Origin of the sequence: Desulfosporosinus sp. HMP52, assembly GCF_000765145.1 — a bacterium.
Classification (GTDB): domain Bacteria; phylum Bacillota; class Desulfitobacteriia; order Desulfitobacteriales; family Desulfitobacteriaceae; genus Desulfosporosinus.
Window position 1 is genome coordinate 23,604 of sequence record NZ_JMGA01000009.1, and the last position, 23,047, is coordinate 46,650.

Consider the following 23,047-nt stretch of genomic DNA (forward strand, 5'->3'; position numbering starts at 1 on the left):
CAATACGGTATGGATTCCTATCAAAATGATAGGGTTACATAAGTGCCGAAGCAGAGTGGTCTGAAGGCAATGAGACGGGAATGATTTCTGAGTTTACCAATAGATGATTATCAAAACGATAAGCTTTATTGAGAATTCAGTAGGAAAAGGTCGTGTCTTAGCCATCTTTAGTTCAATCTGTCGAGTTGGCACGAATATTGCTACTGAAACAAAGCATGGGAGTAAATAGGCCTGACAAGGATCCTTGACCCCAAATTTATACTTTTGCTCTAGACCTTGTAAGTGATCTTAGGCTTACAAGGTGGTTCGGAGCAAAGTAAACCCCTTGAATTAGTTGCGGGACTTATCTCAAGGACGACATTCATAAGGAGGTGACTATTGTTTTACTTATTCTACCGCATTGAAAATAAGGAGGAAAGTTACTAATGGCTAATACAAACAACGGTGTCGCACCGGTTGACGAAATGTTACCTCCCGGGAAACTCTTTTTGTATGGATTACAACACGTACTTGCTATGTATGCCGGAGCAGTTGCTGTACCTTTGATTATCGCCGGAGCAGCAAAGTTAACACCGGCCCAAACTGCCTTTTTAATTAACGCCGACTTATTCACTTGTGGAATTGCTACCTTACTCCAAACCTTAGGGATTTGGAAAATCGGAATCAAAATCCCTGTCATTCAAGGTGTAACCTTTGCAGCTGTAACTCCCATGGTTATCATGGCTCAGACCGGTGGGATGACCATGATTTTCGGATCTGTTATTGTGGCGGGTTTGTTTACGTTTTTAGCCGCACCGTTCTTTAGTAGGTTAATACGCTTCTTTCCACCGATTGTTACAGGTACAATTATCACCATTATCGGTATTTCTCTCTTGCCTGTCGGCATTAACTGGGCCGGGGGCGGAATCGGAAATAAGAATTTTGGCTCCTTATCCTTTATCTTCATCGCCTTTGTCGTTCTAATTAGCATTCTCCTCATCAATAAATTGTTCACGGGCTTTGTCTCCCATATCGCAGTTTTGTTAGGCTTGATCATCGGTCTTATAGTAGCCGTGCCCTTTGGACTCGTGAGCTTTGCAGATGTGGCTGATGCTCCTTGGATTGGCATCACAACACCCTTTTACTTCGGTTTCCCAATCTTTGATGCCGGTGCCATAATCTCCATGATTCTGGTTATGCTGGTAGTTATGGTTGAGTCCACCGGAGACTTCCTAGCTATCGGTGAAATGGTCGGTAAAAAGATCGGTCAAGAAGAGCTTACTGCAGGATTAAGAGCAGATGGATTAGCAACTGCCCTGGGCGGAGTCTTTAATGCTTTCCCTTATACTGCCTTTGCTCAAAACGTTGGCTTGGTCGGCTTAACCGGTGTCAAGAGTCGTTTCGTTGTTGCAGCATCCGGTATAATCTTGGTTGTTTTAGGCTTATTCCCAAAAATGGCTACAATCATTGCTTCTTTGCCTAACGCTGTACTTGGCGGCGCAGGAATTGCAATGTTTGGAATCGTTGCTGCCAGTGGGATTAAGACCCTGGCCAAAGTAGACTTCGAAAAGAATCATACGAATATTTTCATTGTTGCTATTAGTATCGGGATTGGGGTCATTCCTGTAATGGTTCCGAATTTCTTCCAAAACTTCCCTTCTTGGAGCCAGACCATTATGCACAGTGGAATTACCCTAGGTTCTATCACAGCTATTATTCTCAATGCTTTCTTTAATGGAAGCAAAGGTGCCGGAGATTTAGACGAACTTAAAGCTAACGCTGGAATTCGTGAGTAATAGTAATGGGGGGTGAGAGAGTTTCCTCTCTCACCCTTTGCTGATTATGGTTAAATTCGTACATTTGAAGGGGTTTTAGAAAATGACAGTTGATTTATCCGTTATGTATTGCGGCATAAAACATGATAGCCCCTTTATCTTAGCCCCTTCACCCACAACGGATCATGTGGATCGTTTGATTCAGGCTTTTGAAGCCGGATGGGCTGGGGCCGTCTTAAAGACTGTTGCTGTTGATTCCCGAATTGTAAGTCGTGTTTTTCCCATGGTTACCAGCGTGGAACGAGAGAAGGCCTTCATCGGTCTGCAAAACATTGATCTTGTCTCCGAGCACTCTGTTGATATTGTAGAACAGAATGTAAAAGTCCTCAAAAAGAAATTTCCCCATAAAGTTGTCGTTCCCAGTATTATGGCCTTTACCAAGGAAGATTGGCAATCCTTAACCCAGCGTTTTGTTAAGGCGGGAGCGGATATTATTGAGTGTAGTATCTGGCATCCCCATGGTACTGAATGGACTCTATGTACTAAAGTTGATGAACCGGTAGGAACTGAACAAATCGCCGGTTGGGTTAAAGAAGTAGCCGGAGATGTTCCCATCGTGATCAAATTATCTGCCTCAGATTCCGATATCATTGCCACGGCTGCAGCGGTAGAGCGCAGTGGTGCTAATGGAGTCAGTGCAATCAACACCATTAAAAGTATTACCGGAGTCAATTTAGACTCCTTAATCCCTTATCCTAATATAGCGGGGGTTTCAACCTATGGAGGACTTTCCGGACCGGCCTTGAAACCAATTGCCTTACGCTGTACTGCTGAGATTGCCCAAAAGGTTAATTTAGATATTGCGTCCAGCGGAGGAATTACAACTTGGCAGGATTGTGCTGAATTTCTTCTTCTGGGAGCCAGTACTTTGCAGTTGTGCACTGCTGTTTTACGTTTTGGCATAGGAATCATCGAAGAACTAAAACAGGGCTTAGAAGGTTGGATGATGGAAAAAGGTTTTCAAAATCTAACCGACGTAATTGGTAAATCATTGCCCTATCTGGTTGAGCATTCTCGACTTCCCAGAGGGATACAAGTTGTTTCCCAAATCAATGAAGAAGCCTGTAATGCCTGCGGGGCTTGCTACACTGCTTGTCATTCCGGTGGGCATGGAGCAATCAGCTTATTTGATGGGCAACCTCGGGTGGATGTTAATACATGCATAGGGTGTGGACTTTGCCGCTCTATGTGTTTTATGAAAGCGATATCTTTAATCCGGCCTAATGGTAAACCTAGCAGTGGGTTTTAGAGTACCTGCATGTCGGATTATTAAAATAAGCAGCTATCAACATTTATGATCACTAACTAACCAACTTTAATAGAGAGGATGAAGATCGTATGATTCTAGTCGCAAACGGTACAGTCTTAACCTTGGGGAAAAGTAATCAAGTAATTGCGAACGGCGGGGTTCTGATTCAGGACAGTAAAATTGTAGAGGTCGGTTCAACCCCAGACTTACAAAAACGTTTTCCCGAGGCGGAATTCATTGATGCTCGTGGAAAAGTAATTATGCCGGGTATGATTAATACTCATATGCATCTCTATAGCACCTTCGCCAGAGGAATGGATTCCAAGAGTAAGCCGCCAAAGAGCTTTGGAGATATTTTAGAAGGGCTTTGGTGGAAGCTTGATAAACTGTTAACAATTGATGACGTCTATTATAGCGGCCTAACTCCTTTGATTGAGTGTATTAAGACGGGGACAACCACAATTATCGATCATCATGCCAGCCCAATGGCTATTACGGGAAGTTTATCAACTTTGGCAAAAGCAGCCAAAGAAATGGGAGTGCGGGCTGCATTTTGTTATGAAGTCTCAGATCGAGATGGAGATGAGATTGCTCAAGAGGGAATTAAAGAGAATGTGGACTTTATTGCGGAGTGTCAGGCCAAGCCGGACTCTATGGTGGCGGGGATGTTTGGACTCCATGCTTCACTGACCTTATCCGATGAAACCTTGACGAAGTGCAGCGAGGAAGCTAAACGTTTAGGAGCAGGATTTCACGTTCATGTTGCCGAAGGAAAAGAAGATTTAGACGACAGTCTCTCTAAATATGGAATGAGAGTAGTTGAACGACTAAACAAATTCGGAATCTTAGGACCAAAAAGTATTGCTGTACACTGTGTACATATCGACGATCACGAAATAGACCTTTTAAAGACTACTCAAACCCAAGTTGTGCATAATCCTGAATCCAACATGGGAAATGCTGTAGGTGTGACACCGGTTCTAAAAATGTTAAGCGCAGGTGTTAAGGTAGGACTTGGGACAGACGGTTACACCTGTGATATGTTCGAGAGCGGCAAAGTCGCAAATATCCTGCACAAACATGCTTCTGCTGATCCCAGCGTTGCTTGGGGTGAAGTGCCGCAAATGCTTTATGGCAATAACCCTGAGATTGCCTCGGATTTATTCGGCGGAAAGTTTGGGGAGTTGACCCCAGGAGCTTGGGCAGATATTATTGTTGTTGACTATGTACCACCGACTCCTCTGGGTTCAAACAATTGGAGCGGGCATCTCCTTTTTGGTGTTTCGGGGAGGTCTGTTGAAACAACCATAATCAATGGTCGTGTGCGTATGCTCGATCGAAAGCTCATTGATATTGATGAAGAGGCTATTGGTGCTCGTTCAAGAGAGTTGGCCCAGGCACTTTGGAATAGAATTTGAGGTGATCTTTGATGAAAAATGTGTTAGGACTGCGCTGTATTGATTGTGGAAAGCAAGTCCCGGCAGTGGCGGGAACCTATACCTGCCCGACGTGTGGCAAAACCGGCGGTATCATGGATGTGGAATATGATTACAAAGTAATTAATCAATTGACCTCACGTGAGCAGCTGGCTCAGTCCAAAGACTATTCGATTTTTCGTTACATGCCTTTTCTACCCATCGGACCGGATTCTGCCCGCCCTCATTTGAGAGTTGGCTGGAGTCCTCTTTATAAACCTCAGGGCTTGGGAAAAAGCTTAGGTATGAGTAATCTTTATGTCAAAGATGATGGTCAAAACCCGACGGCATCTCTTAAAGATCGAGCTTCGATTATTGCTGTTATTAAAGCAGTAGAGGAAAAGGCACCCACAGTTGCCGCGTCCTCCACAGGTAATGCGGCTTCCTCTTTGGCCGGCAGTGCGGCGGCTATGGGTATTAAGTCAGTGATATTTGTGCCAAGCCGTGCACCTCAAGGGAAGGTAGCTCAATTACTGATTTTTGGAGCTACGGTCATTAGTGTTCAAGGATCCTATGAAGATACATTCAGGCTATCGGCTGAGGCGATTGAACGATTTGGCTGGTATAATCGCAATGCGGCCATCAATCCCTACCTGGTTGAAGGTAAAAAGACAGTTGCCCTGGAAATTGCCGAACAATTAAACTGGGAGGTGCCGGATTGGGTTATCCTATCTGTGGGGGATGGCTGTACAATAGCAGGGGTCTGGAAGGGCTTTAAGGATCTGTATAATGCCGGCTGGATTGACCGCTTACCGAAAATCGCGGGAGTGCAGTCAACGGGCTGTTGTCCTCTGGTGGATGCTTTTGTGGAAAATCGTCCTTGGCGTCCCAAAGAAGAGAACACCATCGCTGATAGTATTGCTGTGGGTGTGCCTCGTAATCCGGATAAGGCTTTAAATGCAGTTCGGGAATCCGGTGGAACAATGGTTGCTGTGTCAGATGAGGAAATCCTGGCAGCCATGCGCGAACTGGGTAGAACCAGCGGTATTTTTGGCGAACCGGCTGGAGTAACAGGAACGGCAGGACTTAAGGTCTTGGTGGAAAAAGGCGTGATTGGTGCCGACGAAAAAGTAGTTTCAATTGTAACCGGTAATGGCTTGAAGGACGTTCAAAACGCCATTAAGGCAGTTGGTGAGCCTATTAGGGTTGAGCCATCCTTAAAGGAACTGCTGGTTAAGCTCGAAGGAAAAGTCTAAAGCTGGAATCCTAACACGAATTGAAGGAGGACTAATATGAGAAGCTTGATAAATTTAGAAATTAATGAAGAGCAGCTTAAGAAATCCGTACAGAGTGTTAAAGAAAAAAATATTGTTATCCCTACCTTGGCGCAAATGAAGGATCCTGATAAGATACCTGAATCCGTTAAAGAGAAGCTGAAGAAAACCGGCTTATGGGATGTTGACCCAATTAACTTATTCAGAATTTCTTGGAAGAATCAACCGGTTAAAGAAGGCGGTTTATTCAATCCGTTGCCGAATTATGTGGAAATCCCTTCCGAGATTTCAGGGGTTAAAGCCAGAATTATTGCTATGGCAGGAAAGTATTTTCCGACGGGTGCCCATAAGGTGGGAGCAAGTTTTGCTTGCTTAGTCCCTCGTTTAGTAACGGGACAATTTGATCCTAAATATCATGAAGCTGTTTGGCCTTCGACAGGGAATTACTGCCGTGGCGGAGCCTACAATTCTGCCTTATTAGGCTGCAAATCAATTGCAATTCTCCCTGAAAATATGAGCAGAGAGCGTTTCGAATGGCTGAAGACCGTTGCCGGGGAAATCATTGCCACTCCGGGCAGTGAAAGCAATGTTAAAGAAATCTATGATAAGACCTGGGAACTGCGCCGAACCCGGGATAATGTAGTGATATTTAATCAGTTCGGTGAACTGGGCAATCATCTTTGGCATTATGAAGTAACAGGAAATGCTATGCATGAAATTATCAAAGCTGAAATGGGCGCGAAGGGGAAATTGGCAGGGGTTTGCTTAACTTCCGGTTCTGCCGGTACCCTTGGCAGCGGAGACTACTTAAAAGATCAGTATCCTCATGCTAAGATTGCCGTCGGTGAAGCTTTACAATGCCCAACCTTGCTGGATAATGGTTTCGGAGAACATAGGATTGAGGGGATTGGGGATAAACATATTCCTTGGGTTCACAATGTTAAAAACACGGATATGGTCATTGCTATTGATGATAATGATAGCTTAGGGCTGTTCCGTCTCTTTAATGAACCGGCAGGACAAGACTATTTGAGAGAGCAAGGAATCTCGGAAGAGGTTATTACTAAGCTTTCTTGGGTAGGAATTTCCGGTGCGGCCAATATTTTATCCTGCATCAAATTTGCCAAATACTATGAGTTAACCGAGGATGATATTGTCATTACTGTCCTCACAGACTCAGCAGAAATGTATCAGTCCAGATTGAAAGAAATGGAAGAGGAGCGTGGCAAAGTCTACAATGCAGTCAATGCCGCCATCGACCATAATAGAAATGTCTTGGGTGTCAGAACTGACTCAATGGAAGAACTGACCTATCTAACCAGAAAACGCATCCATAACCTCAAATATTACACTTGGATTGAACAGCAGGAGTATGACTTGAGCGAACTGAATGCCCAATGGTACGATTATGACAATTATTGGGGACGACTCCACAAGATGGCTCCCGAACTGGATAAATTAATCGAACAGTTCAACGCCATGACCGGCGTGTCGTAGGGACGGTCCTTTTAACACGTTTTTTCGTAAAATTTTCATAGTTAACAACTCGAAAGAGGCAGGGGTTCTTGCATAGGAACTACTGCTTCTTTTTATACTAATTAGGAAGTTTTGGTTTTTGTATGCTGCAAGGAGGCTGAGGTGGGAAGACTGTGCGGCGAGAAAGTATAACGTGTGGGAAGACAGTGTCGTCGTCGTTTTAGTCGTTTGAAGCATAAGTGCCTGCAACTGTGGTGCTTTCTGCTCCGAGGCTTCTTCGCTAAGTTAACTCATGCTAAGTTAGTGTCTGTAAGAAGAGTAATCCGTGCGAAGACAGTGCTGCAAGAAGGTGTAACACGTGCGAAGACAGTGCTGCAAGAAGGAATAAATCGTGCGAAGACAGTGTCTTCGTCGTCGTTGTTGTAGTAGGCGCTGGCCAAAGATTTATACAAAGAAAGGATGCTGGTGGAATGTCAATTTTGGTAAAAAATGCTTCCTATATTATAACTTTTAATGATCGGGACGAGATATTGGAGAATGCGGATCTTCTCATAGAAGGAAATAGAATAACTGCCATAGGACGGGATTTGAGCTTGAACCCCATGGATAATCCTCAGATTATTGACGCTCAGGGAATGGCTGTCCTTCCTGGATTGGTGAACACTCATCACCACCTCTATCAGACCTTATTTCGCGGACTTCCTGAAGTTCAGGGGATGCCTCTCTTTTACTGGCTTGTTAATCTCTATGAGTTTTGGCGGCATATCATCCCCGATGCTGTCTATTATGGGGCGATGGTAGGTTTCAGTGAGCTGCTGCGCACGGGCTGCACCTTAACCACGGATCATCATTATGTTTTTCCAAGGGGGGAAGCCAGCAATTTCATCGATACACAAATTAATGCCGCCCAAGAGATTGGAATTCGCTTCCATGCTACCCGGGGGTCTATGTCCTTAGGAAAAAGTGAAGGAGGGTTGCCGCCTGATGAGGTGGTTCAGGACGCGGAGACAATCCTCAAAGATTCCCAGCGTTTGATTGAGAGGTATCACGATCCTTCTGATTACTCTATGACACGCTTAGCGCTGGCCCCTTGTTCACCCTTTTCTGTAAGCCTTGACTTGATGCGGGAGTCACAATTATTAGCCAGAGAAAAAGGGGTTATGCTGCATACCCATTTGGCCGAGACACTGGATGAAGAAAAATTTTGTCTCGAACGTTATGGACGTCGGCCGGTGGAGTTAATGGAAGACGTGGGCTGGATAGGACCTGATGTCTGGTTTGCCCATGCAATTCATCTTAGCGAACGAGAAATAAACCTGCTGGCTCGAAGTGGGTCGGGGGTTGCCCACTGTCCAAGTTCAAACATGAAGCTTGGCAGCGGGATTTGCCCAACTTCAGATTTGGTTAGAGCGGGGGCAAAACTAGGGATAGCTGTTGACGGAAGTGCCAGTAATGACGGTTCAAATATGTGGGAGGAGGTGCGCAGAGCTTATCTGCTTAACCATCTCCGTTATAAGGATGAAGGGTTGTCGGCTTATGAAACTCTGAAATGCGCTACCCGTGGGGGTGCAGATGTCTTGGGCAGACCCGATACAGGGCGACTGGAACCAGGGAAGGCAGCAGATATCATTCTCATTGATTTGAAGGACGTAGCCTATGCGGGTTCCCACGACCCTTTGGTTTCCATAGTTTGCTGTGGGAATCATAGCTTTGTTGATACAACAATCGTCAACGGAAAAGTGGTTGTTCGCAAGGGTCAACTTCTAACTCAGGACACGGAAGAAATTCGAAAAAAGGCTCATCAAGTAGCCTGCGAAATTGTCCAAAAGGAACGCGGCTTGAAGAGTTCTTAGAGGGCCCGCATTAATGGGCCTGTAAGGGTTTGATCCGGTTATTTTAACTTACTTCGAGGGCGATTTATCAAAGTGCGGCGAGAAGACTTCCACCTCCCTAGGTGGTGAGATAAATCGCCGCCCACAAAAGCTGCTGGCAGTCAATCGAGGGGTTGTTGAGAGAGTAAGGCCAGAATATTATTAGCGGTTCATATAAAGAAAATAACTATTGTAAATCAGTACTCTGAAAATGTTTGGGTGCTGTTTTTTGTTTGGAAAATTGTGACGAACGTGTTAGGGGGACGGTCCTTTTAACACGTTATTTGGCACGGAAATTGCATATTAGATTTGTGTTAGTAAGGCCAAAGGAATTTTTTTAGGGGGAGATAAAAAGTTCAATAATAAAACAAGAAATTGTTTTTAATACCGTATTAAAATCCTAGTTTTATTGCACAATACTTAAAAAAGAGGAGAGGTACACTAATGTCTGATAAAATTAAATGGACTAAGAATACTATGCTTAAGAATAACGGAACGGGTTCTTCGACTGAGCTTTTTAATAAAGATGCTATTGAAAAAGCCATCAATTTCCACAGAACGTTTCCGGATTATCAACCTACCCCGCTTCGCCAACTTGATAAACTTGCTAAAAATTTAGGCGTTGGTGGAATCTATGTCAAAGATGAATCCTATCGTTTTGGACTAAATGCTTTTAAAGCCTTAGGCGGTTCGTATGCTATTGGCAGATACCTGGCGCAGAGGCTTAACAAAGACATTAGTGAGCTGCCTTTTGAAGTGCTTACATCCAAAGAAGTTAAAGAAAAGTTAGGGGATATTACCTTCGCCACAACAACTGACGGAAATCATGGCCGGGGAATTGCTTGGACTGCTCGACAACTTCGCCAAAAGTCCGTCGTCTATATGCCGAAAGGGTCTTCTCAATATCGACTGGAAAGAATTAGATCAGAAGGCGCGGAAGCAGAGATTACAGATATGAATTATGATGACGCTGTACGGATGACGGCAGCTGAAGCAGAGAAGCATGGTTGGGTAGTCGTTCAGGATACCTCTTGGGAAGGCTATGAGGAAATCCCGAGTTGGATTATGCAAGGGTATGGGACAATGTCCGCGGAGGCCCTGGAACAGCTTAATGACTGTGGTATCGATAAACCAACCCATATTTTTATTCAAGCAGGAGTAGGTGCTCTGGCAGGATCTGTACAAGGATATTTTGCTTCGCTGTTTAAAGAAGATCGCCCGATTACCGCGATAGTTGAAGCTGATCAGGCGGATTGCTTATATAAATCGGCTCTTGCTGCTGATGGCAAACCCCGGGTAGTTGGCGGTGAGATGGCTACGGTTATGGCAGGACTTGCCTGCGGAGAACCGAATTTAATCGGTTGGAATATTTTAAGGGATTACAGTGATGTTTTTGTTTCCTGCCCGGATTGGGTGGCTGCTAAAGGAATGCGTGTCTTAGCTAATCCCTTGCTCGGGGATCCGAAAGTTATCTCAGGTGAATCCGGTGCCGTAACGACAGGATTAATAAGTACAATTATGATTGATGATGCCTTCAAAGAAGCACGTGAAGCCCTTCAACTTAATGAATCATCTCAGATTTTAGTATTTAACACGGAGGGTAATACGGATCCCTTTAAATATCGGAGTATTGTTTGGGATGGTGAATTGCCATCAGCAGGGCGTTAATACGTCCTGTCCATGATATGATAAGAAGGAAGCACAAATCTTTCTAGATAAGGTGCTTCCTTTCCGTTTGTCGAGAATTAATTTTAAAAATCAGGCACTTTCCCAGTGCAGATATACGTTGTTGCTCTTTCTTTATACTTTTTAAGCCGCATCGGGTAGGAAGTAAAGGAATATACGGAGAATACAGTATATAAAGTATGCTAAAGCTAATTATATGAGGTGTAAAGCATGTTGTATTACTTGCGCAATATTAAGAGCACAGTTCAGCAAACGGCAGACGCCATTGCTGCAGCGCTAAAGATTGAAGTTGAAATTGCTGACGCTGACTTAGTAAGGGTCGCCGGTACGGGTAAGTATAAAAGTCAATGCGGCTGCCCTATGGATGATGGTTTTGTATATCGGCATGTTTTAAAAACGGGGGAACCTGTGATCATTGACAACCCGGGCTTTAATGAGCTATGTCACCCTTGTCCATGTAAAGGGAATTGTATGGAGTATGCTGAAGTAGCTATCCCCATACGCAGTGAAGATCAGATTATCGGGGTCATTGGCTTAGTAAGCTTTGATGAAGAGCAAACTAAGCGGCTGATGGACAATAAGCAATCCTTATTGCTCTTCTTGGAGAAGATGGCAGATCTTTTAGTGGGAAAAGCAAGTGAAATCCAACAAAACCGTGATCGAGATATTTTAACCAGCCAATTAGTCACAGTGCTCAATTTGCTGCATGATGGGATTTTGTTAGTGAATGACCAGCAACAAATAACCCATTATAATACCTTAGCTGCCAAACTATTAGACATAGATGAGCAAGAAGAGCAGGCGTTATATCACTTGTTGGATAATAAAAAACTCTGGCAGGCAGTTGAACGGGGTGAAACCTTTTCGGGAAATATCCAGGGGAAAAGGGTCGCAACCCAGTTATACTGCGACGTTGTACCCATCAAAAAAGATGGGGTTATTGAAGGTGCGGTTATAACTCTCAGGGATATTCAGCAAATTAAGAAGCTGGTCAAAGCGGCTACGGTTAATGAAATAGAAACTCATTTTTCCCAGATCGTAGGGAACTCGAGGAAAATGAAAGAATTAAAGGCCATGGCTTTACATGTGGCACCAAGTAAGGCTACCCTCCTAATTCAGGGGGAAAGCGGAACCGGGAAAGAGCTGCTGGCGCGGGCCATCCATCAAAGCAGTAAACGTAAAGGCCATGCCTTCATCGCCATTAATTGCGGTGCCATTCCGGAAAACCTCCTGGAAAGCGAGTTGTTTGGATATGAGGAAGGATCCTTTACCGGAGCTAAACGGGGTGGGAAAATCGGTAAATTTGAGCTGGCCCATAATGGTACTCTTTTTTTAGATGAGATTGGGGACATGCCCCTTCACCTGCAGGTAAAAATCCTTAGAGTTCTCCAAGAGAGAAGGGTTGAACGAATCGGCAGTTCTCGCTCGATTCCCGTAGATGTACGTGTCATTGCTGCGACTCACAGAGATTTAGATAACATGGTTAAAACGGGAGAATTTAGAGAAGATCTCTATTACCGGCTAAATGTTATTCCTTTGACGATTCCGCCCTTACGTGAACGGCTAGAAGATGTCCCGATTCTGACCCAATTCTATTTAGATTATTATTCAGTAGTAACGGATAGGTCAGTAAGTGGAATTACCCCTGAGGCTATCGAGATTCTGTCTCACTACACTTGGCCGGGAAATGTTCGCGAGCTGGGTAACGTGATCGAGTACTGTGTCACAATGGTTGCAGGGGGTATGATTACCGCAGATACGATGCCTAAGAGGATAAGGACCGAAAATAAAGCGGAAATCAAAGATTTATCTCTAAACCTTAAAGCTCTGGAAAGAGAAACGATTATGCGAGCCTTAACCCTCGTTAATATTGATGGGCATAAGGAAGACGCAGCAAAGTTGTTGGGAATTAGTAGAGCCTCCCTTTACCGTAAGATAAAGGAATACGAGATTGAGGAGAACAAGACTTTCACCTAAAAGGTTATTAATCTATGTTTCAAAGCTAGATTTTTGTCTCAAGATGAGACATAATTCGAAGATTGTCGAAATCACGGCTTCGTAGAGGTTTTTGCATTTTTATCTTTCTAATTATCGTCTCAAATTGAGATTGGAAAACGTGATAAAACTTCTGAAGCTGGGGAAAGATAGTTCTTGAATAAAAGATTTTAACAAAATTTCTTTCCGCGCTTTGGGCTGATATGGACAATTCTTACGAAGGAGGTTGAGCCCTCACTGAACTCAGATTAAAATTATCAAGAAAAGACTTTTCAAGCTAAGTTGGCATGGTTCTTGCTATATTTAACTGTGTAAGTTTAAACGTCAGCTTTAAAAAGTGATCGATCTACTTGACTTTAAGAGTATTGAAAGGGGATTATGTAAAAAATGGAATTTGCAAAAGTTCTTGAATTGGCAAAAAAATATGAGCCAGAAATGAGCCGGTTTTTAAGAGACCTTATCGCTATCCCAGGGGAAAGTTGTGATGAGAAGGGAACAGTACTTCGCATCAAAGAAGAAATGGAAAAGGTCGGCTTTGATAAAGTTGAGATTGATCCTCAGGGTAACGTTCTTGGTTATATTGGTCATGGCAAACACTTAATTGCTATGGATGCACATATTGACACCGTTGGTGTAGGGAACCTGGAAAACTGGAAATATGATCCTTATCAAGGGTTTGAAGATGATGAGATCATTATCGGACGAGGCGCATCAGACCAAATTGGTGGTATGGCTTCAATGGTTTATGCCGGTAAGATTATTAAAGATCTTGGTTTAGAAGATGATTATACCATGGTTGTTGTAGGTTCTGTACAGGAAGAAGACTGTGACGGTTTATGCTGGCAGTACATTATCAATGAAGACAAGGTTGTACCTGAATTTGTTGTAATTACCGAACCAACTGATGGCAAGATCTATCGCGGACATCGTGGACGTATGGAAATTAAGGTAATGACTAAAGGTGTTAGTTGTCATGGTTCAGCTCCTGAGCGTGGCGACAATGCAATTTATAAAATGGCTCCGATTCTCCAAGAATTACGCAGCTTACATGAAAACCTCATGGATCACCCCTTCCTTGGTAAAGGCAGCTTAACTGTTTCGGAGATCTTCCATACTTCTCCTTCACGTTGTGCAGTTGCCGATAGCTGCTGGATTTCCGTTGACCGTCGCTTAACTGCGGGAGAGACTTGGGAATATGCAGTTCAACAAATTAAGAACCTTCCTTCAGTCAAAGCTGCCAATGCTGAAGTAACCATGTACCAGTATGACAGACCTTCGTATACCAACCTGGTTTACCCAACAGAATGCTATTTCCCAACCTGGCTCATTGAAGAAGGACACCCTGTCACCAGTACTCTTACAGATGCTTACAAAGGATTATTCGGTAAAGATCCAATCGTCGATAAATGGACCTTCTCCACCAATGGCGTGGCCATCATGGGACGCTATGGAATTCCTTGCATTGGTTTTGGACCAGGACATGAAGACCAAGCCCATGCTCCAAACGAGCGAACCTGGAAAAAGGAACTTGTTGATTGCGCAGCTATGTATGCAGCTATCCCTGGCATTTATGTTAAGGAGTATGCTGACAAAATGCCTAAGGATACTGAGAACCTTGTAGGGATTAAGAAGTAGATTTTTTGAGTGTGGGGCAAGGCGACATTACTCCATTCGCACACGTTTCGTCGCTACTCCGGTCAGCGCTGAAGCTAAAACGTCTAAACCCTTGTGCTTTCTGCATGTGCGCCGCTCCTTGCCATCCATGGCACCGCGGCATCAGTCCATCCATGGACTAGTCCCACGACGTTTCTTGACGCTTCAGCACTAACCTCCGCTTACGCGACTACACTAAAGTGCTCATTCTGTAAAGTCGCCTTTGCTGCAAGCTCGGGTGGGCTGGGGACGACGACGAAGGCTTTGTCGCGGTTCGGCGTTGATCTTCGGTAAACGCTGCTGCGCGCCAATTGTGTCGACCTTTGGTCGACAAGAATGTATAGCTAGAAGATTTTAACGATTTTGTAGTCTTAGGACTACTGAAATATAGTAAACATGAATTTTAGGAGGAATAATTAAATGAATACAGTTTTCAGAGGAAGACATTTTATTAACTTAGAGGACTTTACTAAAGAAGAATTAGATACTATGCTTGATGTTTCTTTAGATCTTAAGAGAAAATTTGCTATGGGCGAAGATACAAATTATCTTCATAATAAAACAGGATTCTTAATGTTCTTCGAACAATCTACTCGTACCAGAAACTCCATGGAAGCCGGTATGGCTCAATTGGGTGGTCATGCAGGATTCTTGGATTCCAGCAGCATGCAAATCGCTCATGGTGAGACTGCTAAGGACACAGCTATTATTCTTTCTCGCTTTGGTCACATGATTGCTTGCCGTTATTGCAACTGGGGCAGAGGAAATCAATACTTAACTGAGATGGCTAAATGGTCCTCAGTTCCGGTTATGAACTTACAAGACGATCTTTATCACCCATTCCAAGGTTTAGCAGATTTGCTAACCATTAAAGAGAAACACCAAGACTTAAGACGCAAAAAGATCTCCATCATCTGGGCTTATGCCGAGAGCCATAAGAAGCCGATTTCCGTGCCTGTAACTCAAGTTCTTCTCTTCCCTCGCTATGGTATGGATGTATGGCTCGCTTATCCAAAAGGTTGGGAACTTCCTGAGTGGGTTATTGAGCAAGCCAGAGCTAATGCAGAAAAGCATGGCGGTACTTTAACAATTACTCATGATGAGGCTGAAGCATATAAAGATGCTGATATCGTTATTCCTAAGAGCTGGGGCAACTGGGTTACTGACCAAACCGGAGCTACTGTTACCGGTGCCACTGCTGTTATTGATGATGCTCTCATTTCCAATAAGAGCTGGAAGTGCACTGAAGCTAAAATGGCTACTGCCAGCAAAGATGTTATGTATATGCATGCCTTACCTGCTGACCGTAACAATGAAGTTGAAGACTCAGTTATTGATGGACCACATTCAATCGCTTATGATGCTGCAGAAAACCGTTTGCATACAGCTAAAGCTGTTATGACATTATTGGTAGGTGGAAAATAATTGTGAGTACATTAGCTGTTGTAGCAATTGGTGGGAATTCTCTGATTCGTGATAACGCACATGCGACCGTTGAAGATCAATATGAGGCTGTAGTAGAAACTGCCAAACATATTGTCGGTATGATCGAGCAGGGCTATGAAGTGATTGTTACTCATGGCAATGGTCCACAAGTCGGGTTTATTCTAAGAAGATCTGAAATTGCTAAGGATGTTGCAGCAATGCATCAGGTACCACTGGTAAGCTGTGGGGCAGATACCCAAGGAGCTATTGGTTACCAAATCCAACAAGCATTGGATAATGAGTTCAAAAAGAGGGGTATGGACAAAACGGCTGTCACAGTTGTGACTCAAGTTGTTGTCTCGGAGAATGACCCTGCTTTTCAGAAACCAACTAAACCCATCGGATCTTTCTATACAAAAGAACAAACTGAAGAGATTCAAAAAAATAATCCTTCATGGGTTATGATTGAAGATGCCGGCAGAGGTTATCGCCGTATGGTTGCCTCTCCTCGTCCTCAAGAGATCGTAGAGAAAAATGTTATCAATAAACTGGTACGAGATGGCTATTGTGTCATCAGTGTTGGCGGTGGCGGAATCCCCGTAGTTAAACGTGAAGACGGTTTACTTCAAGGGGTAGATGCTGTTATTGATAAAGATTTTGCTACTAGTCTTTTGGCTGCCGATATTAAAGCTGACGTTTTAATAATTTCCACAGGTGTTCCAACAGTTTATTTAAACTATGGCAAGCCTGACGAAAAAGCCTTAGACAAGGTAACCTTAGCGGAACTAAAGCAGTATGTGACTGAGAACCATTTTGCTCCGGGAAGCATGCTGCCCAAAATCCAAGCTGTCATTAGCTTTTTAGAAAACGGCGGGAAAGAAGCGATTATTACTAATCCTGAATCCTTGGAAGAAGCTATTGCTGGCAAAACCGGAACCCACATTTATCCCTAATAGGTATGTATCAGTATTCCCATTGTAATAGTTACTGAGCTTGGGATGGAGAGGAGTTAGCTTCATCTCCATCCCAAGTGTGATTTAAGAGTAATACGAAATAGGAATATTAAAATTGAAGATCTAAATTACTTAAGATTTTGCATAACTGTCATTTGAACCAGAGAAAATATCAAGGATTAGACATCCGTCAATTATTGTGTAGAGGTGTATAGTAAGTGGTCAGAGGCCTGAGGGCTGAAAAGTTCATCCAAAAGAATCTGACTTGTAATACGACAGATAGATTCTTCAGATTATCAACTGAGGAAGTTTCCATAATGTTTGTGCCCCCGAGATGAGGAGATTTCCCTTAAGGAGAAATGAACATGGGTATAGTATTAAACGGTGGAACTATTGTTACGGCTGCAGACCAGTATCAAGCAGACGTCCGCATTGAAGGCGAGAGAATTGTGGCTATTGGCTGCGATATCAAGCAACCTGGTGACCAGGCAATAGATGTGGATGGCTGCTTTTTATTTCCGGGTGGAATTGACCCCCATACTCACTTCGACCTCCCCATGGGAGATTTTTCAACCTCAGACGATTTCTTTTCGGGTACTAAAGCAGCAGTTTTAGGTGGAACAACAACCATTCTTGACTTTGCAACTCAGTTTAAAGGTGAAACTCTAAAAGAGGGACTGGCGAACTGGCACTTAAAAGCGAAAGACAAGAGTTATGTAGACTATGGTTTTCATATGGCAATCACGGATTGGAATGAAGCCATTGCTAACGAAATGAAAGTCTTGATTGAAGAAGATGGAGTATCTTCCTTCAAGCTTTACATGGCTTATAAGAACAGTTTGCAAGTGGACGATCAGGCACTTTTACAAGCTTTGCGTCAAGCAGGGGAATCCGGCGGGCTGGTTTGTGTACACTGTGAGAATGGTGATATAGTGTACGACTTAGTTCATGAACATCTAAAACAGGGAAAAACCACCCCGAAATATCATCCCTTATCCCGTCCTCCTGAAGTAGAAGAGGAGGCAACTCAAAGAGCCATTACCCTCGCTCAGATAGCAGGGGCGCCTCTCTATGTTGTCCATTTATCCTGCAGTGGAGCTCTTCAAGCAGTGACCAATGCAAAACTAAAGGGACTGGAGATTTACGCAGAAACCTGTCCCCAATACCTCTTGTTAAATGACAGTTATTATAGTGCTGAAGGATTTAACGGAGCCAAATATGTGATTTCGCCGCCTTTGCGCCCAATTCAGCATCAGGAAATATTGTGGTCCGGCTTAAACACCGGAGTCTTAGATGTTGTTGCTACGGATCATTGCGCGTTTAACTATAAAGGACAAAAAGATAAAGGCATTCATGATTTCAGCAAAATTCCCAATGGGGCTGCTGGGGTAGAAACCCGCATGGGATTAATATATACTCACGGCGTTTTGTCGGGAAAATTAACAATAAATGATTTCGTGGCTTTAACCTCTACTAATGCAGCTAAGCTGTTCGGATTGTTCCCCCGTAAAGGAACCATTGCTCCCGGAAGTGATGCTGATATAGTGGTTTGGGATCCGCGCCAATCAACGGTCATAAAAGCTGAAGAGTTACATCAGCAGGTAGACTATACTCCTTACGAAGGTTTTAAGCGGTCTGGTCAAGCGATTCACGTATTCTTACGGGGTAAGCAGGTTGTCCAGGATGGTCAGTTAAAGGAGGATAAACCTGCGGGGATATACTTATCCCGAAAGCCATTCCTCAAGAGAAAGGTCGGGTAACAATGTATACGATTGATATTAACGGCGCAGTTCATAATGTGCAAGAGGATAAGAATCTCCTGGATTTCTTGCGTGACGATATCCAGGTAACTTCTCTGAAAAACGGATGCGGAGAAGGTGCTTGTGGTGCTTGTATGCTTTTAGTGGACGGAAAGGCAATGAGAGCTTGTATTCTCACCGTTGCCAAAGCATCCGGGAAAAAACTTTTAACCGTCGAAGGGCTGTCAGAGCGAGAAAAGGAGGCCTATACTTGGGCCTTTGCCGAAGCCGGCGCAGTACAATGCGGTTTTTGTATCCCCGGAATGATTATCAGTGCTAAAGCTTTAATTGATAAGAATCCTAATCCTACTGCTCAAGAGATAAAGCAAAGTATTCGTGGAAATATATGTCGCTGCACAGGGTATATCAAGATAGAATTAGGGATATCATTAGCAGCGCAAGTCCTCAGAGGGGAAATCCATCCCAAGTCACTTCAGGCTAGTTCAGGAATTGGAACGAGTATTCAAAGAGTTGATGCTCGTGAAAAAGCAATGGGAACCGGACAATATGTGGATGATATGCATGTGGAAAATATGCTCCATGCAGCAGTTTTAAGAACCAAATACCCGAGAGCAATTGTCAAAGCCATTGATATTTCTGCGGCACTTGCCTATCCTGGGGTTGAAGCGGTCTTAACGGCAGAAGACATACCCGCAGATCGCAACCATGGTCACATTTTCCATGATTGGCCGACTCTGGTTTCCATCGGCCAAGAAACCAGGTATATCGGCGATGCCATTGCTTTAGTCGCTGCTGAAACCAAACAACAAGCCAGAGAAGCTGTGGCTTTAATTAAAGTCGATTATGAAGAGCTGAAACCAATCCTAAGTCCTGATGAAGCCCTCGCTGAGGGAGCTCCTCGTATTCACGAGAAAGGAAATCTGTTAAGCACAACCAAGATTAAGCGAGGGAATATCGAAGAAGCCCTGGCTAAGTCAGCCTTTGTGGTTACCAATCATTTCTCTACTCCTCCTACTGAACATGCTTTTATGGAACCTGAAAGTGCCTTAGCTATCCCTCAAGAGGATGGGGGAATTACTGTTTATGTTGGAGATCAAAGTGTCTATGATGATCAACATGGAATTATGGCGATGCTGGGTCTGCCCGCGGAAAAAGTACGGATAATCAGCAAACTGGTTGGCGGCGGGTTCGGTGGGAAAGAGGATCTAAGTGTCCAGCACCATGCGGCATTACTGGCAGTTAAAACCCAAAAACCTGTAAAGCTAACCTTTACTCGCCAAGAGAGCATCCTGGTTCATCCCAAGCGGCATGCCATGGAATTAGAGGTTACCACAGGCTGTGATGAGAAGGGAAAACTGACGGCTATGGTAGCCAAGATTGTAGCGGATACGGGAGCCTATGCTTCTTTAGGAACAGCAGTTCTCCAGCGTGCTTGTACTCATGCCAGCGGTCCTTATCAAATAGATAACGTCGATATTACCGGCTTATGCGTCTATACCAATAATCCCCCTGCCGGTGCCTTTAGAGGTTTCGGTGTTCCTCAGTCTGCCTTTGCTTCTGAAACACATATGGATCTTTTAGCTGAAAAAGTGGGGATTTCTCCTTGGGAAATTCGCTATCTTAATGCTCTGGAACCGGGAATGGTTAATTCTACGGGTCAGATCACAGATGAAGGAACCGCTATTAAGGAAACACTTCGTGCAGTTCGTGAAGTCTACGAAGCACATCCTCACGCGGCAGGTATTGCCTGCTCTATGAAAAATACCGGGATTGGGGTAGGACTTCCGGACACCGGCCGAGTAAAACTAAAAATTATTAATGGCAAAGTTGTCGTCCTGACAAGTGCTGCCTGCATCGGGCAGGGCTTTGCTACTATTGCAACTCAGATCGTCCATGAAGCAACAGGACTGCCTTTAGAAAAAATTGAGGTTGGAGCTCCTGATACCTGCCTAACCCCTAACTCCGGGACGACAACAGCATCACGTCAGACTATGTTCAGCGGCGAAGCAGTGCGTCAAGCGTCTTTGAAAATGCAGCAAGCTATGCATGACTCCACACTTGAAGAATTAGAAGGTCAAGAGTTCTATGGCGAATACTTTGGAAAAACTGATCCAATGAATTCAGATAAGCCAAACCCCATCAGTCACGTGGCCTATAGTTATGCAACTCAGGTTGTTTTACTGAATGAACAGGGAATGGTGGAAAAAGTTATAGCGGCTCATGATGTGGGAAGGGCTATCAATCCTAAAGCAATAGAAGGCCAGATTGAAGGCGGGGTTTGCATGGGTTTGGGTTATGCTCTACGTGAAGATTTCCCGCTGCTAAATGGAGTTCCCACTGCTAAGTATGCCAAGTTAGGACTGTTGCGCTCAACGGAAATGCCTGATGTGGAGTCCGTGATTATTGAAAAGAATTCATCCCCCTTAGCTTATGGGGCTAAAGGAGTAGGAGAGATCGCTTCGATTCCGACAGCTCCGGCTGTAGCGTCGGCTTACTACAAATTTGATGGCAAGCTGCGCTGCGCTTTGCCTTTACGAGATACTCCTTATAATAAGAAATAGATGGGTTTGTGGTGCCGCGTAGCGGCATTACTGTGAAAAATCATCCTGACAGGGGGACGGTTCTGTCGGGCTCTGGAGCGGAGCGATTTTCCGCACGCGTCTGCGAGTTGCGCCGCTGGCTCGCTGGACGGTTCGCGAGCGCGTCCGAACCTCTGGGTATTTCTGCATGTGAACCTGCGGCGCGCTACGGGACGCGAACCGTCAGCACTCGCCTTAGCGCGGCTCCACTGACGCATCCGCTTAGCGGAAAATCGCTCCTCCAGCTAGTTTATTGGGAATGGATGAAGAACTTTGGGAAACTTAGGTAAGGCTTCGTGGAATCTTTAGAGTGGTAGAAAGACAATCCTTAGTTCATCCCTCTGCTGTTATAGCGGCAAGAAAAATATGGTTAAGGAGAAAACATGAGTAGTTCGGCAAGAAGGATGACCGCCGGTTCCGCCATGGGGAGCGGCAGCCTATGGAATATGACCGGTAAATCCCCTGTGACTACCTTCATCGGGGCTGGCGGAAAAACAACCTGTGTCCGATCCATGACTCGCGAAATCCTATCTATGGGTTTGCCGGTTGTAGCGACGACGACAACAAAAGTTTATCCTGAGCACCAAATGAGTGCTTGGAAGAGTGTCGACCCTCCGCCTAATGAAAAGGGTGCCCGGTTCTGGTATGATAGAGTTGATGAGGAAAGTGGGAAATGGGTAGGACCTTCCCTTAAAGCCGTTGACCAGGCTATCGCTGTGGATCTTCAGACTTCGGAGCACCCAAATAATCAGGCAGAGGTTCAGAGTGGAAGTGAAGGTTTAATTAAACGTTATTGGGTGATAGAGGGAGATGGGGCTCGAGAACGCAAACTAAAGTGTTGGGAGTCCTACGAACCTCAAATTCCCATGCAGACGGATTGTGCTGTGTTAGTGCTGGATCGTGGGTTATGGGGAAAGGTTTTGCAGGCCGACCAAGTTCATAGATCTCATCTCTGTCAGGATCTTGTGGGAAGGGTCTGGGAGGCTGAAAGTGCTTGGAGCTATTTTCTGAGGTCTCCTGTCTTTGCTCCTCAATATCGGCAAATGTTTTGGATTATTCTCTTTAACGGCCCAGGGAATATAATTGAAAATATACAAGGTATAGATCTGATGAATCCCTCGGATCTGTTCCTTGCCCTCAAGAATCACTGGACAGAAATACATAAGAATCTTGATAGTGAATTTGAAGGTGTAGATATGCGGCCGCGTAATTTGCGTTTAGCCGTAGGGGATGCCAAAGAGGGGGATTTACGATGGTTCGATTTGTGGTAATGGCTGCCGGGTTAGCCAGCCGAATGGGTAAAGATAAGTTGGCCCTTCCCTGGAAGAATACCACTGTGCTGGGGCATGTATTAGATACCGTCCTGTCAGTTGTTAAAAATCAACCAAGTGCTTTGGCATCCGAGATGGAGATTCGGGTAGTTGCGCGGCAACCTATTGAGAAGTATGTTTCGGAAGATAGGATCGGAGAGTTTTATGAGCACAACGGGGTCTGGCTTTTTGATCCCAATCCCAGACCTTTGGCAGAGACCATCAGGATAGGGTTACAAGATCTGAACAGTGAGGTTCACAGTTATGCCTTCTTACAAGGTGATCAGGTAGGCGTTACTGCTCAGATGTTGTCGGCCTGCTTGGCAGAGGTTATTAACCATACTCCCGACTTTCTTGTACCAATGACTGGAGAAACAGCCGGATCTCCCGTCTTTTTCCATAAGCGATATATTCCGGAATTGTCCGCTCTCCAAGGTGAGCAAGGGGGAAGAATGGTTTTAAATCTTTATCCAGATCGATGGCGGAAGTTCCCGGTTGAAGAAGGCTGTTTAGATGATGTTGATACCCCTGAGCAATACCAAGCTTTATTTAGCCAACATAATGTTTATTAGGATAAGGAGAAGTAT

Annotated in this window: 15 protein-coding genes; all 15 read left to right on the plus strand. The window is 44.4% G+C overall.

The window, feature by feature from the left end:
* The first annotated feature begins 425 nt into the window (after positions 1-425).
* The 15 genes from DP73_RS03225 to DP73_RS03295 all read left to right on the plus strand — a co-directional run bounded on the left by DP73_RS03225 (position 426) and on the right by DP73_RS03295 (position 23,032).
* A complete protein-coding gene (locus DP73_RS03225) occupies positions 426-1,775 on the plus strand; it encodes a nucleobase:cation symporter-2 family protein (protein WP_034597364.1) in 1,350 nt (449 codons plus the stop codon).
* Positions 1,776-1,857: 82 nt separating this feature from the next.
* Positions 1,858-3,063 carry an NAD-dependent dihydropyrimidine dehydrogenase subunit PreA gene (gene preA, locus DP73_RS03230; RefSeq protein WP_034597367.1) on the plus strand — a complete coding sequence of 402 codons (1,206 nt, stop codon included), beginning with the start codon at positions 1,858-1,860 and terminating at the stop codon, positions 3,061-3,063.
* Between the two features lie 89 nt (positions 3,064-3,152).
* Positions 3,153-4,481, plus strand: a complete 1,329-nt coding sequence (ssnA, locus tag DP73_RS03235) for a putative aminohydrolase SsnA (RefSeq protein ID WP_034597368.1) — start codon at positions 3,153-3,155, stop codon at positions 4,479-4,481.
* A gap of 11 nt (positions 4,482-4,492) precedes the next feature.
* Complete coding sequence (gene thrC / locus DP73_RS03240) at positions 4,493-5,734, plus strand: threonine synthase (protein WP_034597370.1); 1,242 nt, start codon at positions 4,493-4,495, stop codon at positions 5,732-5,734.
* A 36-nt stretch (positions 5,735-5,770) separates the two neighbouring features.
* A complete protein-coding gene (locus tag DP73_RS03245) occupies positions 5,771-7,249 on the plus strand; it encodes a pyridoxal-phosphate dependent enzyme (protein WP_034597371.1) in 1,479 nt (492 codons plus the stop codon).
* Between the two features lie 449 nt (positions 7,250-7,698).
* Complete coding sequence (locus DP73_RS03250) at positions 7,699-9,081, plus strand: 8-oxoguanine deaminase (RefSeq protein WP_034597372.1); 1,383 nt, start codon at positions 7,699-7,701, stop codon at positions 9,079-9,081.
* 462 nt (positions 9,082-9,543) lie between these two features.
* Positions 9,544-10,767 carry a diaminopropionate ammonia-lyase gene (gene dpaL / locus DP73_RS03255; RefSeq protein ID WP_034597373.1) on the plus strand — a complete coding sequence of 408 codons (1,224 nt, stop codon included), beginning with the start codon at positions 9,544-9,546 and terminating at the stop codon, positions 10,765-10,767.
* Positions 10,768-10,995: 228 nt separating this feature from the next.
* Positions 10,996-12,762: a sigma-54-dependent Fis family transcriptional regulator gene (locus tag DP73_RS03260; protein ID WP_034597374.1), complete on the plus strand. Its 1,767-nt coding sequence runs from the start codon at positions 10,996-10,998 to the stop codon at positions 12,760-12,762.
* A gap of 405 nt (positions 12,763-13,167) precedes the next feature.
* A complete protein-coding gene (locus DP73_RS03265) occupies positions 13,168-14,415 on the plus strand; it encodes a YgeY family selenium metabolism-linked hydrolase (RefSeq protein ID WP_034597375.1) in 1,248 nt (415 codons plus the stop codon).
* A gap of 438 nt (positions 14,416-14,853) precedes the next feature.
* A complete protein-coding gene (locus tag DP73_RS03270; RefSeq protein ID WP_034597376.1) occupies positions 14,854-15,858 on the plus strand; it encodes an ornithine carbamoyltransferase in 1,005 nt (334 codons plus the stop codon).
* 2 nt (positions 15,859-15,860) lie between these two features.
* Positions 15,861-16,811 carry a carbamate kinase gene (arcC, locus tag DP73_RS03275; protein ID WP_034597377.1) on the plus strand — a complete coding sequence of 317 codons (951 nt, stop codon included), beginning with the start codon at positions 15,861-15,863 and terminating at the stop codon, positions 16,809-16,811.
* Between the two features lie 365 nt (positions 16,812-17,176).
* Positions 17,177-18,571 (plus strand): dihydropyrimidinase, encoded by a 1,395-nt coding sequence (hydA, locus tag DP73_RS03280; protein WP_034597378.1) that lies wholly within the window; start codon positions 17,177-17,179, stop codon positions 18,569-18,571.
* Positions 18,572-18,573: 2 nt separating this feature from the next.
* On the plus strand, positions 18,574-21,132 hold the full coding sequence (gene xdh / locus DP73_RS03285; RefSeq protein WP_034597379.1) for a selenium-dependent xanthine dehydrogenase: 2,559 nt from the start codon (positions 18,574-18,576) through the stop codon (positions 21,130-21,132).
* A gap of 401 nt (positions 21,133-21,533) precedes the next feature.
* Positions 21,534-22,421, plus strand: coding sequence for a hypothetical protein (locus DP73_RS03290; RefSeq protein WP_034597381.1), 888 nt, complete (start codon positions 21,534-21,536; stop codon positions 22,419-22,421).
* Positions 22,403-23,032 (plus strand): nucleotidyltransferase family protein, encoded by a 630-nt coding sequence (locus DP73_RS03295; RefSeq protein ID WP_034597382.1) that lies wholly within the window; start codon positions 22,403-22,405, stop codon positions 23,030-23,032. The genes DP73_RS03290 and DP73_RS03295 overlap by 19 nt, the downstream gene beginning before the upstream one ends.
* The last annotated feature ends 15 nt before the right edge of the window (positions 23,033-23,047 follow it).

Bases quoted from the DNA above. Each gene is read 5' to 3' on its own strand.
- hydA (WP_034597378.1), top strand. From the start codon at position 17,177: ATGGGTATAGTATTAAACGGTGGAACTATTGTTACGGCTGCAGACCAG.
- DP73_RS03290 (WP_034597381.1), top strand. From the start codon at position 21,534: ATGAGTAGTTCGGCAAGAAGGATGACCGCCGGTTCCGCCATGGGGAGC.
- DP73_RS03265 (WP_034597375.1), top strand. From the start codon at position 13,168: ATGGAATTTGCAAAAGTTCTTGAATTGGCAAAAAAATATGAGCCAGAA.
- DP73_RS03250 (WP_034597372.1), top strand. From the start codon at position 7,699: ATGTCAATTTTGGTAAAAAATGCTTCCTATATTATAACTTTTAATGAT.
- preA (WP_034597367.1), top strand. From the start codon at position 1,858: ATGACAGTTGATTTATCCGTTATGTATTGCGGCATAAAACATGATAGC.
- DP73_RS03270 (WP_034597376.1), top strand. From the start codon at position 14,854: ATGAATACAGTTTTCAGAGGAAGACATTTTATTAACTTAGAGGACTTT.
- xdh (WP_034597379.1), top strand. From the start codon at position 18,574: ATGTATACGATTGATATTAACGGCGCAGTTCATAATGTGCAAGAGGAT.
- DP73_RS03225 (WP_034597364.1), top strand. From the start codon at position 426: ATGGCTAATACAAACAACGGTGTCGCACCGGTTGACGAAATGTTACCT.
- dpaL (WP_034597373.1), top strand. From the start codon at position 9,544: ATGTCTGATAAAATTAAATGGACTAAGAATACTATGCTTAAGAATAAC.
- ssnA (WP_034597368.1), top strand. From the start codon at position 3,153: ATGATTCTAGTCGCAAACGGTACAGTCTTAACCTTGGGGAAAAGTAAT.
- DP73_RS03245 (WP_034597371.1), top strand. From the start codon at position 5,771: ATGAGAAGCTTGATAAATTTAGAAATTAATGAAGAGCAGCTTAAGAAA.
- DP73_RS03295 (WP_034597382.1), top strand. From the start codon at position 22,403: ATGGTTCGATTTGTGGTAATGGCTGCCGGGTTAGCCAGCCGAATGGGT.
- DP73_RS03260 (WP_034597374.1), top strand. From the start codon at position 10,996: ATGTTGTATTACTTGCGCAATATTAAGAGCACAGTTCAGCAAACGGCA.
- thrC (WP_034597370.1), top strand. From the start codon at position 4,493: ATGAAAAATGTGTTAGGACTGCGCTGTATTGATTGTGGAAAGCAAGTC.